This window comes from Streptomyces sp. NPDC050704, from assembly GCF_040654355.1.
Taxonomy (GTDB): Bacteria; Actinomycetota; Actinomycetes; order Streptomycetales; family Streptomycetaceae; genus Streptomyces.
The window spans coordinates 1-15052 of sequence record NZ_JBFAHW010000130.1 but is presented as its reverse complement, the minus strand read 5'-3'; the positions used below and the strand labels follow the sequence as shown (position 1 = coordinate 15052).

Annotated in this window: 12 protein-coding genes; 3 read left to right on the top strand and 9 right to left on the bottom strand. The window is 69.9% G+C overall.

Annotated elements, in window-relative coordinates; translation table 11 throughout:
• Positions 1-3: 3 nt before the first annotated feature.
• Positions 4-438 (bottom strand): DUF948 domain-containing protein, encoded by a 435-nt coding sequence (locus AB0I18_RS43970; RefSeq protein ID WP_363111402.1) that lies wholly within the window; start codon positions 436-438, stop codon positions 4-6.
• A 160-nt stretch (positions 439-598) separates the two neighbouring features.
• Between AB0I18_RS43970 and AB0I18_RS43965 the strand changes: the two genes are divergently transcribed.
• Positions 599-2824 (top strand): AAA family ATPase, encoded by a 2226-nt coding sequence (locus AB0I18_RS43965; protein ID WP_363111401.1) that lies wholly within the window; start codon positions 599-601, stop codon positions 2822-2824.
• Between the two features lie 33 nt (positions 2825-2857).
• On the opposite strand, the gene rpsD is transcribed toward AB0I18_RS43965, so the two are convergent.
• The 5 genes from rpsD to AB0I18_RS43940 all read right to left on the bottom strand — a co-directional run bounded on the left by rpsD (position 2858) and on the right by AB0I18_RS43940 (position 8009).
• Positions 2858-3472 (bottom strand): 30S ribosomal protein S4, encoded by a 615-nt coding sequence (gene rpsD, locus AB0I18_RS43960; protein ID WP_363111400.1) that lies wholly within the window; start codon positions 3470-3472, stop codon positions 2858-2860.
• 324 nt (positions 3473-3796) lie between these two features.
• Positions 3797-5152, bottom strand: coding sequence for a replication-associated recombination protein A (locus tag AB0I18_RS43955; RefSeq protein WP_363111399.1), 1356 nt, complete (start codon positions 5150-5152; stop codon positions 3797-3799).
• A 91-nt stretch (positions 5153-5243) separates the two neighbouring features.
• Complete coding sequence (locus tag AB0I18_RS43950; RefSeq protein ID WP_363111398.1) at positions 5244-5891, bottom strand: vitamin K epoxide reductase family protein; 648 nt, start codon at positions 5889-5891, stop codon at positions 5244-5246.
• A 136-nt stretch (positions 5892-6027) separates the two neighbouring features.
• Complete coding sequence (gene hisS / locus AB0I18_RS43945; protein ID WP_363111397.1) at positions 6028-7290, bottom strand: histidine--tRNA ligase; 1263 nt, start codon at positions 7288-7290, stop codon at positions 6028-6030.
• A gap of 11 nt (positions 7291-7301) precedes the next feature.
• Complete coding sequence (locus AB0I18_RS43940; RefSeq protein ID WP_363111396.1) at positions 7302-8009, bottom strand: MBL fold metallo-hydrolase; 708 nt, start codon at positions 8007-8009, stop codon at positions 7302-7304.
• 170 nt (positions 8010-8179) lie between these two features.
• On the opposite strand from AB0I18_RS43940, the gene AB0I18_RS43935 reads away from it, so the two are divergent.
• Both AB0I18_RS43935 and AB0I18_RS43930 read left to right on the top strand, forming a co-directional pair.
• Positions 8180-9031: a peptidylprolyl isomerase gene (locus AB0I18_RS43935; RefSeq protein ID WP_363111395.1), complete on the top strand. Its 852-nt coding sequence runs from the start codon at positions 8180-8182 to the stop codon at positions 9029-9031.
• 135 nt (positions 9032-9166) lie between these two features.
• On the top strand, positions 9167-10396 hold the full coding sequence (locus tag AB0I18_RS43930) for a DUF349 domain-containing protein (RefSeq protein WP_363111394.1): 1230 nt from the start codon (positions 9167-9169) through the stop codon (positions 10394-10396).
• 98 nt (positions 10397-10494) lie between these two features.
• On the opposite strand, the gene AB0I18_RS43925 is transcribed toward AB0I18_RS43930, so the two are convergent.
• The 3 genes from AB0I18_RS43925 to secF all read right to left on the bottom strand — a co-directional run bounded on the left by AB0I18_RS43925 (position 10495) and on the right by secF (position 14891).
• The gene (locus AB0I18_RS43925) at positions 10495-13011 is read right to left on the bottom strand and encodes a bifunctional (p)ppGpp synthetase/guanosine-3',5'-bis(diphosphate) 3'-pyrophosphohydrolase (RefSeq protein WP_363111393.1); all 2517 of its coding nucleotides are present in this window, start codon (positions 13009-13011) and stop codon (positions 10495-10497) included.
• Between the two features lie 204 nt (positions 13012-13215).
• Positions 13216-13764 carry an adenine phosphoribosyltransferase gene (locus AB0I18_RS43920; RefSeq protein WP_363111392.1) on the bottom strand — a complete coding sequence of 183 codons (549 nt, stop codon included), beginning with the start codon at positions 13762-13764 and terminating at the stop codon, positions 13216-13218.
• Positions 13761-14891 (bottom strand): protein translocase subunit SecF, encoded by a 1131-nt coding sequence (gene secF, locus AB0I18_RS43915; protein WP_363111391.1) that lies wholly within the window; start codon positions 14889-14891, stop codon positions 13761-13763. The genes AB0I18_RS43920 and secF overlap by 4 nt, the downstream gene beginning before the upstream one ends.
• Between the last annotated feature and the right edge of the window lie 161 nt (positions 14892-15052).

Below are 15052 nucleotides of genomic sequence, written 5' to 3'. Positions count from 1 at the left end.
GCGTCAGTCCTTCTTCCGCTTTCCCCGCCGTGTGGACGGGACGGTGCGGCCCACGATCACGGTACGTCGCGCGGGCTTGGCGGGCATGTCCTCGCGGCGGCCGCTGACGGCCCGGCGTACGCCGTAGCCGAACGCCGCCACCTTCACGAGCGGTCCGCCGAAGGTGGACGCGACGGTCGTGGAGAGCGCCGACGCGTTCGAGGTGACTTCCTGGACGTCCGACGCGATGGCGTCGACCCGGTCGATCTGCGTCTGTGCTGAACGCACCGCCGAGGAGGCGTCTGCCAGGAGCGGGACGGCCTGATCGGTCACGTCCGCGACGAGCTTGGTGGTCGCCCTGAGCGTCTGGGCCAGCCTCGCGAGAGCCACCGCGAGGAAGGAGACCAGGATCGCCCAGAAGACGGCCACCAGGATCCCGGCCACCTCTCCACCGGACACTGCGCACCCGCTCCCTGGATTCGTGCCTCACCATCGAAAAGTCGTCCCCCGAGCCTATCGCGCCGGGGCAGCCGCTCCGTACCGGATTCCCGCCCGCCCGAAGCGGAGTCGCCCAGACCGGTTGTACGGAGTGCTTACGCGTGAGTACGCTGCGTTTTCCATGCGGCGTTCTCAGGGTTCTCAGCCTTCCGGTGCCGGTGCGGCCGATCGCGAGGCCGGCAATCTGCCTCTGGAACTCAACGCGTTCGTGGGCCGCACGGCCGAACTCACCCAGCTGAGCGCGGCCCTCGACGCGGCGCGTCTGGTGACGGTGACGGGTCCGGGCGGGGTCGGCAAGTCGCGGCTCGCGGCGCGGGCCGCCGCACAGGCCCGGCCGCGCGACGGGGTGTGGCGCGTGGAGCCCGCCGCGGTGCGCGACGCGGAACTCGTCGAGCACGCGGTCATCGAGGCCCTGGGCCTGACGGATCACACGTCACGGTCGCCGCGCCAGGTGCTGCTCGGCCATCTCGCCGAGCGTCAACTCCTGCTCGTACTCGACGGGTTCGAGCATCTGGTGGACGCGTGCGCCTCGCTGGTGGGCGAGTTGCTGCGGCGGGCACCGGGGCTGCGGGTGCTCGCCGTCGGGCGCAGGCCGCTGGCCGTGGCGGGTGAGCGGTTGTTCCCGCTGGCACCGCTGACCGAGCGGGAGGCGGCCGAACTGTTCGCGGACCGCGCGGCCGGGAGTGTGCCGGGGTTCGCGCTCGACGACGGCAACCGTGCCGTCGTACACGAACTGTGCCGCCGGCTCGACGGCATCCCGCTCGCGGTCGAGCTGGCCGCGGGGCGGCTGCGCTCCCTCTCCCCCGCTCAGCTGCTGGCGCGGATCGACGACCCTTTCCGGCTCCTCACGAGCGGCGGCCGCGCCACTTCCCCGGGCCTTCGGCTCCCCGCCGGCGGTGGGGAGCCCCCCTCGCGGCACCGGACCCTGCGGACGACGATCGGCTGGAGCCACGAACTGTGCACACCGGAGGAGCGACTGCTGTGGGCGCGGCTCTCGGTGTTCGCGGGACAGTTCGACCTGGAGGCCGTGGAGTACGTGTGCGGCGGCGACGGTCTGCACCCTCACAACATCCTCGACGTGCTCGGCGAACTGCTCGCGCAGTCCGTGGTCACCCGCGAGGAGACCGCGTCCGGCGTGCGCTACCGGATGCTGGACACGGTCCGGGCGTACGGCGCCGAGTGGCTGGCGGCGGCCGGCGACGCGGAACGGCTGCGCCGACGCCATCGCGACTGGTACCTGGGCCTGGCGACGATGTGCGAACTCGACTGGTTCTCGCCCCGGCAGGGCGAGGTCGCCGCGCGGGTGGAGCGGGAGCTGCCGAATCTGCGCTGCGCGCTGGAGCACTGCCTGACCGAGCCGGACGGCGGGCATCTGGGCCAGTTCCTCGCGGGCACGCTGTGGTTCTACTGGGTCGGCTGCGGCCGGCTGTCGGAGGGGCGGCACTGGCTGGAGCGGAGCGTGCGCCTCGACACCGAGCACGAGCGGTCGCGGCTGAAGGCCCTGTGGGTGCTCGGCTATGTGGCGATCCTCCAGGGCGACCCGGTGCCCGCGCTCGCCGCCCTCGACGAGTGCCGCGAGCAGGCGGAACGCAGCGGCAACCCGACCGCCCTTGCCTACGCCGAGCACCGCACCGGCTGTCTGGCCCTGGTCACCGACGACATGCCCCGGGCGGAAACGCTGCTGCGTTCGGCGCTCGACCGCTACGACGAGATCGGCGAGCTCAACAGCAACGTCCTGATGGGCCGGGTCGAGCTGGCGATGGCACTGGCCTTCCAGGGAGATCTGGAAGGGGCCGTGCGGCTGTGCGAGGACGTGCGCCGGGTCTGCGTGGATCACGGCGAGCGCTGGTCCCTCTCGTACGCGCTGTACGTGCTGGGCTACGCGGCCTGGACGGAGGGCGATCTGCCGCGGGCCCGGCGGCTGCTGGCCGAGTGCCTGGACATCAACGACGTCTTCCACGATCTGCTCGGTACCGTCCTGGCGGTGGAGCTGCTCGCGCTGGTCACGGCGGCGGAGGGCGACGCCGCGGAGGCCGCGCTGCTTCAGGGCTCGGCGTCCCGGATGTGGCCGTCGGTGGGCCTGCCGCTGTTCGGCTCCGCCTACTACAACGCCCCGCACGAGCAGTGCGAGGCGACGGCCCGGCAGCGGCTGGGCGACGAGTGGTACGAGGAGTGCGTACGGGCGGGAGCGCGGCTCGGCCGCCGGGCGGCGGTCGGCCGGGCACTGGAGCGTACGGGACCGCGGCTGCTCGACGCGCTGCCGCCGCCGCGCTCCGTGCCGACGCCCCTGGACGTGCGAGAGCCCGCCGCCTCGCCCACCCGGAAGGGCGGCGAGACAGCGGGCTGACACGCAGGTGGTGCTACGTCCGCCGGAGGTTGATCAGCGGGCGTAGTACTCGACGACGAGCTGCTCGTCGCAGATCACCGGGATCTCCTTGCGGTTCGGCTCACGGTCCAGGCGGAAGGCCAAGGCGCGGAGGTTCACCTGGAGGTAGCGCGGGGTCTCGCCGTCGGGGGCGAAGCCACCCTCGCGGGCGATCTCGAACAGCGGCTTCTGACGGCTGCGCTCGCGGACCATCACGACGTCGTCGGGACGGACACGGAACGACGGCTTGTCGACCTTGCCACCGTTGACCTCGATGTGGCCGTGGACGACCATCTGGCGGGCCTGGTAGATCGTGCGGGCGATGCCCGAACGCAGGACCAGCGCGTCGAGACGGCGCTCGAGCTCGATGACCAGGGCCTCACCGGTCTTGCCCTGGGTCTTGGCGGCACGCTCGTAGGCGCGGACGAGCTGGCGCTCGGACACGTCGTACTGCGCGCGAAGGCGCTGCTTCTCGAGCAGACGGACCTTGTAGTCCGAGTTCTGCTTGCGGCCACGGCCGTGCTCGCCCGGCGGGTAGGGGCGGGCCTCGAAGTACTTGACGGCCTTCGGGGTCAGCGCGATGCCGAGGGCACGCGACTTCTTGACCTTGGGGCGGGGCTGATTCGCCATCTCTGTCTTTTCTCTTCTCTCAACTCGGCTCACCAGGGTTAGGGGAGGTCGCAATCCGCAGCCCGGGAAACCCCGCGGGCCCGAAGGCCTTCGAGGCAGCCGCTCCTGGGTCTGGGCACATACGTGCAGCACGCGAGTGGCCCACCGACCGTTTCCCGGAGATCCGAGAGGGTGGTGGGCTGCCCGCGACACCTTCGACGGTGCGCGACGCTCCTGGAATCCCGTTGCCTTGCGGCGCCGGGGCTCCGGCTGAATGTCCCGTTCTGGTGGTGCCGACCGGAGCCGGACACGGGACGCAGCGCTTCGAGTGAGTCTACAGGGTGGTCAGGACCGCCCTCGACCGAGGCGCTTCCTGGTCCACTCGACCGCGTCCGCGTAGCGCGCCTCGGCGCCGTGCCGGGTCGGCGTGTAGTACTCCCGGTCCTTGAGCTCCTCCGGCGCGTACTGCTGGGCGGCGATGCCTTCGGGCAGGTCGTGCGGATACACGTACCCCTGCGCGTGGCCGAGCTTGGCCGCGCCTTTGTAGTGCCCGTCGCGCAGATGCATCGGGACGGAGCCCGCGTGGCCTTTGCGTACGTCCTCCATGGCGGCGCCGATCGCCATGGTCGCGGCGTTCGACTTCGGGGCCAGGGCGAGGGCGATGGTGGCGTGGCTGAGGGTGAGCGCGGCCTCGGGGAAGCCGATCATGGCGACGGCCTGGGCGGCGGCGACGGCTATCGGCAGCGCGTTCGGATCCGCGAGGCCGATGTCCTCGCTGGCCGAGATCATCAGGCGGCGGGCGATGAAGCGGGGGTCCTCGCCTGCCTCGATCATCCGGGCCAGGTAGTGCAGCGCGGCGTCCACGTCCGAGCCGCGGATGGACTTGATCAGGGCGCTCGCCACGTCGTAGTGCTGGTCGCCGTCGCGGTCGTACTTCACGGCGGCCCGGTCGACGGTCTCCTCCAGGGTCTGGAGGGTGATCTCCGGCTCGCGCTTGTCGATCGCGGACCCGGCGGCGGCCTCCAGCGCGGTCAGCGCGCGGCGGGCGTCGCCGCCGGCGATCCGCAGCAGGTGCTCCTCGGTGTCCTCGGGGAGGGTGACGGCCTCCTTGAGGCCGCGCTCGTCGGTCAGGGCCCGGCGGAGCAGTCCGCGCAGGTCGTCGTCCGTGAGCGGTTCGAGGGTCAGCAGGAGCGAGCGGGACAGCAGCGGGGAGATCACCGAGAAGTACGGGTTCTCGGTGGTCGCGGCGATCAGCGTCACCCAGCGGTTCTCGACGGCCGGCAGCAGGGAGTCCTGCTGGGCCTTGCTGAAGCGGTGGATCTCGTCGAGGAAGAGGACGGTCTCCTTACCGAAGCCGCCGGTTGCGCGGCGGGCGCCCTCGATGACCGCGCGGACCTCCTTGACGCCTGCGGTGATCGCGGAGAGTTCGACAAAGCGCTTGTTGGTGGCCTTGGAGACCACGTACGCCAGGGTCGTCTTGCCGGTTCCGGGCGGCCCCCAGAGGATGACCGAGGCCGGTCCCGCCGGGCCTCCGCCACCTTCGCCGACCAGTCTGCGCAGGGGCGAGCCCGACTTCAGCAGATGCTGCTGGCCCACCACTTCGTCGAGGGTGCGCGGGCGCATCCGTACGGCCAGGGGGCTGCTGGACGGGTCCTTCTCCTGGCGTTCTTCCGCTGCGGCGGTGAAAAGGTCGGGCTCCACGTACAAAACCCTATGTCACGCCACTGACAACACCGGCGGGGCCGCTTGTTCCAAGGGATTCACCAGGGATTCAAGGGGTCCCGCCGGTCCGTCAGCTGGTCCAGAAGTCCCACCAGCGCGTCAGGATCAGCATGCCGATGATCCCGATGTGCAGCACCGGCAGCACCCAGCCGAACTCGCCGAGGAAACCCTTCAGCCAGCCCGGCGCGGGCAGGAATCCCTTGCGGATGTTGAACGAGGTCACGGCCCAGAACATGATGATGGTGGCGGCCCAGGCGAGGGAGCACCACAGGCACAGTGAGTTGATGTTGTACAGCGACTGGTACTGGAGCCAGGTGCAGAATCCGACGCCGAAGAGCGTGCCCGCGTTGAAGGTCAGCCAGTACCAGCGCGGGAAGGTGGCCCGGCCGAGCAGGCTCATGCCGACGCAGATCACGATGCCGTAGGCGACGAGCCCCATCATCGGGTTGGGGAACCCGAAGGCGGAGGCCTGGTCGCTCTTCATGATGTTGCCGCAGGAGACGACCGGGTTCAGGCTGCAGCCCGGGGTGAAGTTCGGGTCCTCCAGCAGCTTGAACTTGTCGATGGTGATCACCCAGGACGCGAGCAGCCCGGCCGCCCCTGTGATCACCAGCAACAGGGCGAGGGCACGCCCGCCGCCCGCGGACCGTGGGACCGCGGCGCCTTCCTGGTCGGTGGAGCCGGTCGAGACGCCTTCCCTGACTGTCGTCTTGCTCATCACGCCGTTTCCGTAGCTTGAGAGGACCTTCCGGGCACGGTCATTGTGCCGCACACGCGCGCGTGTCCACCGTTCGATGGACATAAGGAAGTACGCACGGTCGCCGCTGAACGTTCGCTTCGACGGGAACCCCCGCTCAGCTCAGCCGTGCCTCCAGCTCGGCCACGATCTCGTTCACGCCGACCGGGGCCTGCTCACCCGACTCCATGTCCTTGAGCTGCACGACGCCGTCGGCGAGGTCACGCTCTCCGGCGACGACGGTGTAGCGCGCCCCACTGCGGTTGGCGTTCTTCATCGCGCCCTTGAGTCCCTTCCCGCCGTACGAGAAGTCGGCCGCGATCCCCAGCTTCCGCAGATCCGTGACCACCCCGAAGAGCACCCGCCGGGCCTCCTCGCCGAGCGGCACGGCGAACACGCTGGTGGACGCGGGCAGCCGGAGCGAGACGCCCTCGGCCTCCAGCGCGAGGACCGTACGGTCGACGCCGAGAGCCCAGCCGACGGACGGCAGCGCGGGCCCGCCGAGCATCTCGGAGAGGCCGTCGTAGCGCCCGCCGCCCCCGACCGCGGACTGCGAGCCGAGCCCGTCGTGCACGAACTCGAAGGTGGTGCGCGTGTAGTAGTCGAGCCCGCGCACCAGCTTGGCGTCGTCCTCGAAGGAGACACCGGCCGCCGTGATCAGCTCGCGCACCTCCTCGTGGTACGCCTTGCACGCGTCGCAGAGGTAGTCCCGCAGCAAGGGGGCACCCACCAGCTGCTTCTGGACGTCGTCCCGCTTGTCGTCGAGGACGCGCAGCGGGTTGATGTCCGCCCGCCGGAGGGTCTCCTCGTCCAGGTCGAGCCCGCGCAGGAAGTCCTGGAGCGCGGCCCGGTAGACGGGACGGCACTCCTTGTCGCCCAGCGAGTTGAGCAGGATCCGGAAGTTCCGCAGCCCGAGCGAGCGGTACGCCTGGTCGGCGAGGATGATCAACTCGGCGTCCAGCGCCGGGTCCTCGGCACCGATCGCCTCGGCACCGACCTGCGAGAAGTGGCGGTAGCGGCCCTTCTGGGGACGCTCGTAGCGGTAGTACGAGCCCGAGTACCAGAGCTTGACCGGGAGGTTGCCCAGCTTGTGGAGGTTGGCCTCGAGGGCGGCGCGCAGGACAGAGGCAGTCCCCTCGGGGCGCAGCGCCAGTTTGTCGCCGCCCTTGGTCTCGAAGGCGTACATCTCCTTGGTCACGATGTCGGTGGACTCACCGACCCCGCGCGCGAACAGCTCGACGCTCTCGAAGCCGGGTGTCTCGATGTAGCCGTACCCGGAGTTCCGCAGCGGCTCGGCGATGGCCTCGCGCACGGCGAGGAACGTCGCGCTGTCCGGCGGAAGCAGGTCGTACGTGCCCTTGGGGGCCTTGAAGGTGCTCACGGAAGGTCTCGTCACATTCCTCGTCGAGGAGCCCGGGGGGCTCCCTGGCCGGCCGCCACCTGCCGCAGATACGGATTGGCGGCGCGCTCCTGGCCGATGGTCGTCTGGGGGCCGTGGCCGGACAGCACCACGGTCGAGTCGTCGAGCGGCAGGCACACACGGGCCAGCGAGCCGAGCATCTCGTCCATGTCACCGCCGGGCAGGTCGGTGCGTCCGATGGAGCCGGCGAACAGCAGATCCCCGGAGAAGAACACGGACGGTATCTCCGTGTTCTCGGGCATCCGGAAGGTCACCGACCCCTTGGTATGGCCGGGCGCGTGCGCGACGGAGAGCTCCAGGCCCGCCAGCTTCAGCTGCGCGCCGTCGGCCAGTTCGTGGACGTCGTCCGGCTCACCGACCGTCAGCTCGCCCATCAGCGGCATCCCTATGGACCGGCCGAGGGCCCGCTCCGGGTCGCTCATCATGTAGCGGTCCTCGGGGTGGATCCACGCCGGTACGCCGTGCGCGCCGCACACGGGGACGACCGAGGCCACGTGGTCGATGTGGCCGTGCGTGAGGACGACCGCGACGGGCTTGAGCCGATGCTTCGCGAGCGTTTCCTCGACTCCCTGGGCGGCCTGATGGCCCGGGTCGATGATCACGCACTCCTCGCCTGCGGCGGGGGCCACCAGATAACAGTTGGTGCCCCAGGCCCCGGCGGGGAACCCGGCAATGAGCACGTTCGTCCTCTTCGGTAGGTCGGTACAGGGAGTGGTTGGCTGCGGATCAGAGCCTACCGGCGCTGCCGGAACCACAGCGAACCCATATACGGTACGGGTCACACGCAGGCGGTCGGCTCACAAGACGCACGCGTCCCACCTGACGTACGAGACGCATGAGGAGAAACCCGGTGGTCACCCAGGAACAGCGGCGACGTCAGCTCGCCCGGGAGAAGTTCTTGCGGCAACAGCAGCGGCGTACGTCCGCTCGGCGCAAGGCCCACGCTCGCAACGCGGTGATCGCGTCGGTCATCGGCGTGATCGTCGTCGGCAGCGTGGTGTCGTACGCGACCGGGATTTTCAAGAACGACGAGGACGACAAGTCCAACGCGGCGGCGGAGGCCACCCCCAGCCCCTCCGCGCCCAGCAAGGCGCCCGACCCGTGCGAGAAGCCCGCCGGGGGCAAGGTGAAGTCGCTGAGCTACAAGAAGGAGCCGGCGGTGACCATCGACAAGTCGGCGGACTACACGATGAAGCTGCAGACGACCTGCGGCGCGATAGACATCGACATGCCGGCCTCGAAGGCCCCGCGCACCGTGAACTCGTTCAACTTCCTGGTGGGCAAGGGCTATCTCGACCACACCAAGTGCCACCGCCTGACCTCGGAGGGCATCTACGTCCTCCAGTGCGGCGATCCGAAGGGCACCGGTATGGGCGGCCCCGGCTACACCATCCCGGACGAGAACCTCAAGGACAAGAGCCTGAAGGGGAACGTGTATCCGGCGGGCACGGTGGCCATGGCCAACCAGTACAACGCCCAGACGAAGGAAGGCCGCAACAGCGGCGGCAGCCAGTTCTTCCTCGTCTACCAGGACAGTCAGCTGCCCCCCGACTACACACCGTTCGGCACGATCACCAAGTCGGGCATGAAGGTACTGAAGAAAATCGCGGACGCCGGCGCCCAGCCCGCCGACCCCACGACAGGCAACACCGCCCCCAACGCGACCGTCGTGATCGACAAGGCCACCGTGACGAAATCCTGACCTCCAGCAGCGAAATTTCGGTCGCGCGGGATGCGGACAGCCGCCCCGCCGGTCGCCTATGTTGGCCGTGACGAAACTGTGGACGATGCCCGGGGGCAAAGCAGCCCCACGCAGGCATCATGTGGAGGAGGCGCTGTGAGCAGCGACCCGTGGGGCCGCGTCGACGAGACGGGGACCGTGTACGTGCGTACGGCCGACGGCGAGCAGGTTGTCGGTTCCTGGCAGGCCGGTTCTCCCGACGAGGCACTGGCCTACTTCGAGCGCAAGTACGAGGGCCTGGTCGTGGAGATCGGCCTCCTCGAACGACGAGTGAAGACCACCGACCTGTCGGCGAAGGACGCCCAGATCGCCATCGACCATATTCGCGAACAGGTGGACGCCCACCACGCGGTCGGGGATCTGGACGCGCTGAAAGTACGGCTGGACAAGCTCGTCGAGACGGTCGACGCACGCCGCGAGGAGCGCAAGGCGCAGCGGGCGAAGCAGTCCGACGAGGCGCGGCACGCCAAGGAGGCGCTCGTCACCGAGGCGGAGGAGCTGGCGCAGTCCGACCAGTGGCGGGCGGCCGGTGAGCGGCTGCGCTCGCTGGTGGACACCTGGAAGGGCCTGCCGCGGCTCGACCGCAAGTCCGACGACGAGCTGTGGCACCGCTTCTCGCACGCGCGCTCGGCGTTCTCCAAGCGCCGCAAGGCGCACTTCGCCTCGCTGGACGCGCAGCGCGAGGAGGCCCGCAAGACCAAGGAGAAGCTGGTCGCGGAGGCCGAGTCGTTGTCCGGCTCGACGGACTGGGGTCCGACGGCGGCGCGCTACCGCGAGCTGATGGCGGACTGGAAGGCCGCGGGCCGCGCCCAGCGCGAGCACGAGGACGATCTGTGGAACCGCTTCCGCGGCGCCCAGGACGTGTTCTTCGCGGCGCGCAGCTCGGTCTTCGCCGAGCGGGACGCGGAGCAGACCGAGAACCTCAAGCTCAAGGAGGAGCTCGCCGAAGAGGCCGAGAAGCTCGTCCCCGTGCAGGACCTGAAGGCGGCCCGGGCCGCCTTCCGCTCCATCAACGAGCGCTGGGAGGCCATCGGTCACGTGCCGCGCGACGCCCGTCCGAAGGTCGAGGGCCGGATGCACGCGGTGGAGCGGGCCCTGCAGGAGCAGGAGGAGACCGAGTGGCGCCGTACGAACCCGGAGGCACGCGCGCGTGCCGAGGGTCTGACCGGTCAGCTCCAGGCCGCCGTGGACAAGCTCCAGGGCCAGATCGAGACGGCGCGCTCCGCGGGCAACACCGCGAAGGCCGACAAGCTCCAGCGGGAGCTCGACGGCCGCCAGGCGCTGCTGGACCAGGCGCTGAAGGGGCTGCAGGAGTTCGGCGGCTAGGTTCGCGCTGAGCGGTTTTTCCGCTGCTACGTAGAGGGGCTCCCGTACGGTGCGTACGGGAGCCCCTCTACGTAGTGGCCGATTACCTGCCGCCGGCCTCAGGCCTCGGACGGCCTGCGGGCCGACGTCACCCGGTACACGTCGTACACGCCCTCCACTCCCCTGACCGCCTTCAGGACGTGGCCCAGGTGCTTCGGGTCGCCCATCTCGAAGGTGAAGCGGGAGGTGGCGACGCGGTCCCGGGACGTCTGGACGGCCGCCGACAGGATGTTGACGTGCTGGTCGGACAGGACGCGTGTGACGTCCGACAGGAGCCGCGAGCGGTCCAGCGCCTCGACCTGGATGGCGACCAGGAAGACCGAGGACTGGGTGGGCGCCCACTCGACCTCGAGGATGCGCTCGGGCTCACGGGACAGCGAGTCGACGTTGACGCAGTCGGTGCGGTGCACCGAGACGCCGCTGCCGCGGGTGACGAAGCCCATGATCGGGTCGCCGGGGACGGGCGTACAGCAGCGGGCCAGCTTGACCCACACGTCGTCGACGCCCTTGACGACGACGCCCGGGTCGGCGTTCGAGCGGCGCTTGCGGCCGCGGCCGCGTGCCGGCGGGACGCTCTCGTCGATCTCCTCGGTGGCGGCCTCCTCGCCGCCCAGCGCCTGCACGAGCTTCTGCACGACGTTCTGCGCGGCCACGTGGCCCTCGCCGATCGCCGCGTACAGGGACGAGATGTCGGGGTAGCGCATCTCGTGCGCGAGCGTGACCAGGGAGTCGCCGGTGAGGATGCGCTGGATCGGCAGGTTCTGCTTGCGCATGGCGCGCGCGATGGCGTCCTTGCCCTGCTCGATGGCCTCGTCGCGGCGCTCCTTGGAGAACCAGGCGCGGATCTTGTTGCGGGCGCGTGGGGACTTCACGAAGCCCAGCCAGTCGCGGGACGGGCCCGCGCCGGCCGCCTTCGACGTGAAGACCTCCACCAGGTCGCCGTTGTCGAGGGTGGATTCGAGCGGTACGAGTCGTCCGTTGACCCGTGCCCCTATGGTCCTGTGGCCGACCTCCGTGTGGACCGCGTACGCGAAGTCCACCGGTGTCGCCCCGGCCGGGAGCGCTATGACGTCGCCCTTCGGCGTGAAGACGAAGACCTCGTTGCGGGACAGGTCGAAGCGCAGGGACTCCAGGAACTCGCTGGGGTCCTCGGTCTCCTTCTGCCAGTCGAGGAGCTGGCGCAGCCACGCCATGTCGTTGACGGAGTCCTTGTCCCTGGCCAGGCCCTTGGGCGCGTCCGTGCGCACCTTGGAGGCGCCCGCGGAGGGCTCCTGCTTGTACTTCCAGTGCGCGGCGATGCCGTACTCGGCGCGGCGGTGCATGTCGAACGTACGGATCTGGAGCTCGACGGGCTTGCCGTTGGGTCCGATGACCGTCGTGTGCAGCGACTGGTACATGTTGAACTTGGGCATCGCGATGTAGTCCTTGAACCGGCCGGGGACCGGGTTCCATCGCGCGTGCACGGTGCCGAGGGCCGCGTAGCAGTCGCGGACCGTGTCGACGAGTACGCGAATGCCCACCAGGTCGTAGATCTCCGCGAAGTCACGGCCGCGGACGATCATCTTCTGGTAGACGCTGTAGTAGTGCTTCGGGCGGCCGGTGACGGTCGCCTTGATGCGGGCGGCGCGCAGGTCGGACTGGACCTCGTCGGTCACTATGGCGAGGTACTCGTCGCGCTTGGGGGCGCGCTCGGCGACCAGGCGCACGATCTCGTCGTACATCTTGGGGTAGAGGATCGCGAAGGCGAGGTCCTCCAGCTCCCACTTGATGGTGTTCATGCCCAGGCGGTGGGCGAGCGGCGCGTAGATCTCGAGGGTCTCGCGCGCCTTCTTCTCCTGCTTCTCGCGCTTGAGATAGCGCATGGTGCGCATGTTGTGCAGGCGGTCGGCGAGCTTGATGACCAGGACGCGCGGGTCCTTGGCCATGGCCACGACCATCTTGCGTACCGTCTCGGCCTGCGCGGCCTCGCCGAACTTGACCTTGTCCAGCTTGGTGACGCCGTCGACGAGGAGGGCGACCTGGTCGCCGAAGTCGCGCTTGAGCGTGTCCAGGCCGTACTCGGTGTCCTCCACGGTGTCGTGCAGCAGACCGGCCATGAGTGTGGCCGGGTCCATGCCGAGCTCGGCGAGGATGGTCGTCACGGCGAGCGGGTGCGTGATGTACGGGTCGCCGCTCTTGCGCTTCTGGCCGCGGTGCCACCGCTCGGCGACCTGGTAGGCCTTCTCGACCTGGCGGAGCGTGGCCGTCTCGATCTTCGGGTCGTTGCTGCGCACTATCCGCAGCAGCGGCTCCAGGACCGGGTTGTACGGGCTGGAGCGCTGCACACCGAGGCGGGCGAGGCGGGCGCGTACGCGGTTGGAGGAGCCGCCTCCTGAGCGCGTGGGCTGACCCGACGTGGGGCGGACCGCGGGGGCCGGGCGCTCGGGAGCGGGAGGCTTGGGGCGTGGCTGCTCAGCCGCCTTGGCACTGGGCGCGGGCTCGACCGACCCGTTCTTCGCGGGCGGCGCGGGCGTGCCTGCGGGCGCCGCGGACTGGTCGGGCTTGGCGGCGGTGAGTGGCTGGGCCTCGTCTGGCAAGAGGACTCCTCGTGCGCGATCCGGGTCCCCGGTCAGGCTCCGGAAACCCCATGGTAGCGATCCTGGGCTCCGGACTCGCCTTCAGCCGGTGAGACGGCCCTTACACGAGAAACGTGAGAGGCGGTCCCCGGAATCTTCCGGGGACCGCCTCCGCGGTGTCGTACGGGTACCTCAGGGGCGTCAGACAGGTGCCCTCCAGGTGGCTCAGACCTTGAGCAGCGACTCCAACGGGGCGCCGTCCAGGGCCGGTTCCAGGCGGCCGCGGCCACCCAGGAAGCCGAGCTCCATGAGGACGGCGACACCGGCGATCTCCGCGCCGGCCCGGCGGATCAGCTGGAGCGAGGCCTCGGCGGTGCCACCGGTGGCGAGGACGTCGTCGACGACCATGACGCGGTCGCCCGCGGCCAGGTCCTCGGCGTGCACCTCGATCTCGGCGGAGCCGTACTCCAGGTCGTACGCCTGGCTGAGGGTCGCTCCGGGGAGCTTGCCCGCCTTGCGTACGGGGATGAAGCCGAGTCCTGCGCGGACCGCGACCGGCGCGCCCAGGATGAAGCCGCGGGCCTCCAGGCCGACGATCTTCGTGGCGCCGTTGCGGACGCTGATCTCGGCGAGCGCGTCGGTGAGCGCCGTGAACGCCGCCGGGTCGGCCAGGAGCGGGGTGATGTCCTTGAACATCACGCCCGGCTCCGGGTAGTCCGGCACGTCACGGATGCGGCTGAGGAGCAGCGTCGCGACGTCTGTGGCCCCGGTCATCGGCGCTTCCCCGACGGCCGGCCGCGGCCCCTGCCGCGGGACGACGGCTGGGTGCGTGTGCCGCGCGGTCCGACGACCGCGGGCGTCGCGTCCTCGGGGTCCTCGTCGTCGTACGGTTCCTCGGCGGCCGGGGCGGCGTCCAGGGACTCGCCCTTCGCGGCGGCCGCGGCCCGCTTGGCGAGCACGCGCTTCTTGAGGGCCTTCATCTGCGGCTCGCGCTCCTTGAGGTCGGCGACGAGCGGCGTGGCGATGAAGATCGAGGAGTACGCACCGGCCGCGAGGCCGACGAACAGCGACAGCGAGATGTCGTTCAGCATGCCCGCGCCGAGCACACCGCCGCCGATGAACAGCAGGCCGGCGACCGGGAGCAGCGCGACCACCGTGGTGTTGATGGAACGCACCAGGGTGCCGTTGATCGAACGGTCGGCGACTTCGCTGTAGGTCCAGCGGGTCTGTTTGGTGAGATCCTTCGACTGTTCCTTGAGGCTGTCGAAGACGACGACCGTGTCGTAGAGCGAGTAACCGAGGATCGTGAGCAGACCGATCACGGTACCCGGGGTGACCTCGAAGCCGACCAGGGCGTAGACGCCGACCGTGATGGTGATGTCGTGGATGAGCGCCACGAGCGCGGCCGCGGCCATGCGCCACTCGAAGGCGATCGCCAGATAGATCACGACGAGGACCATGAAGATCCCCAGACCCTGCCAGGCCTTGTTCGCGATCTGGTCGCCCCAGCTGGGGCCGACCAGTTCGGCGTTGATCTTCTCCGCGTCGACCTTCAGGTCCCTGGCGAGCTCTTCCTTGATCTGGTCGGACTTGCCGGTGTCGGTGCCGGCGATCTGGATGCGCAGACCGCCGTTGCCCAGCTTCTGGACGATCGCGTCGTGGCCGGAGGCCTCTTCCGCGAACTCCTCGGCCTGGCTCACCGAGATGCTGGTCCGCTCGGTGGTGAAGACCGCGCCGCCCTGGAACTCGATGCCCATGTTCAGGCCGCGCACCGCCAGGCCGACGATGGCCGTGATGGTGATCAGGATCGAGATCCCGTACCAGAGCTTGCGCTTGCCGACGAAGTCGTAGCCGATCTCGCCTCGGTGGAGCCGGGCGCCCAGGGTGCCGAGTTTCGACATCTCACGCCTCCTTCGTGTCGACGGGGGCGGAGACGCGACGGGTACGGCGCAGCGGCGGGGGGGGGGGCCGCCCCCCGGGGGGGGGGGGGGGCGGGACGGCGGGGAGCACCGCGGACTAACCGAAGAAAAAAAAGACAAAGAGATTTGAGTCGTCGGCTGGA

Coding starts and splice junctions, on each gene's coding strand:
- AB0I18_RS43965 (WP_363111401.1), top strand. CDS start 599: ATGCGGCGTTCTCAGGGTTCTCAGCCTTCCGGTGCCGGTGCGGCCGAT.
- rpsD (WP_363111400.1), bottom strand. CDS start 3,472: ATGGCGAATCAGCCCCGCCCCAAGGTCAAGAAGTCGCGTGCCCTCGGC.
- AB0I18_RS43950 (WP_363111398.1), bottom strand. CDS start 5,891: ATGAGCAAGACGACAGTCAGGGAAGGCGTCTCGACCGGCTCCACCGAC.
- AB0I18_RS43920 (WP_363111392.1), bottom strand. CDS start 13,764: ATGACCGGGGCCACAGACGTCGCGACGCTGCTCCTCAGCCGCATCCGT.
- secF (WP_363111391.1), bottom strand. CDS start 14,891: ATGTCGAAACTCGGCACCCTGGGCGCCCGGCTCCACCGAGGCGAGATC.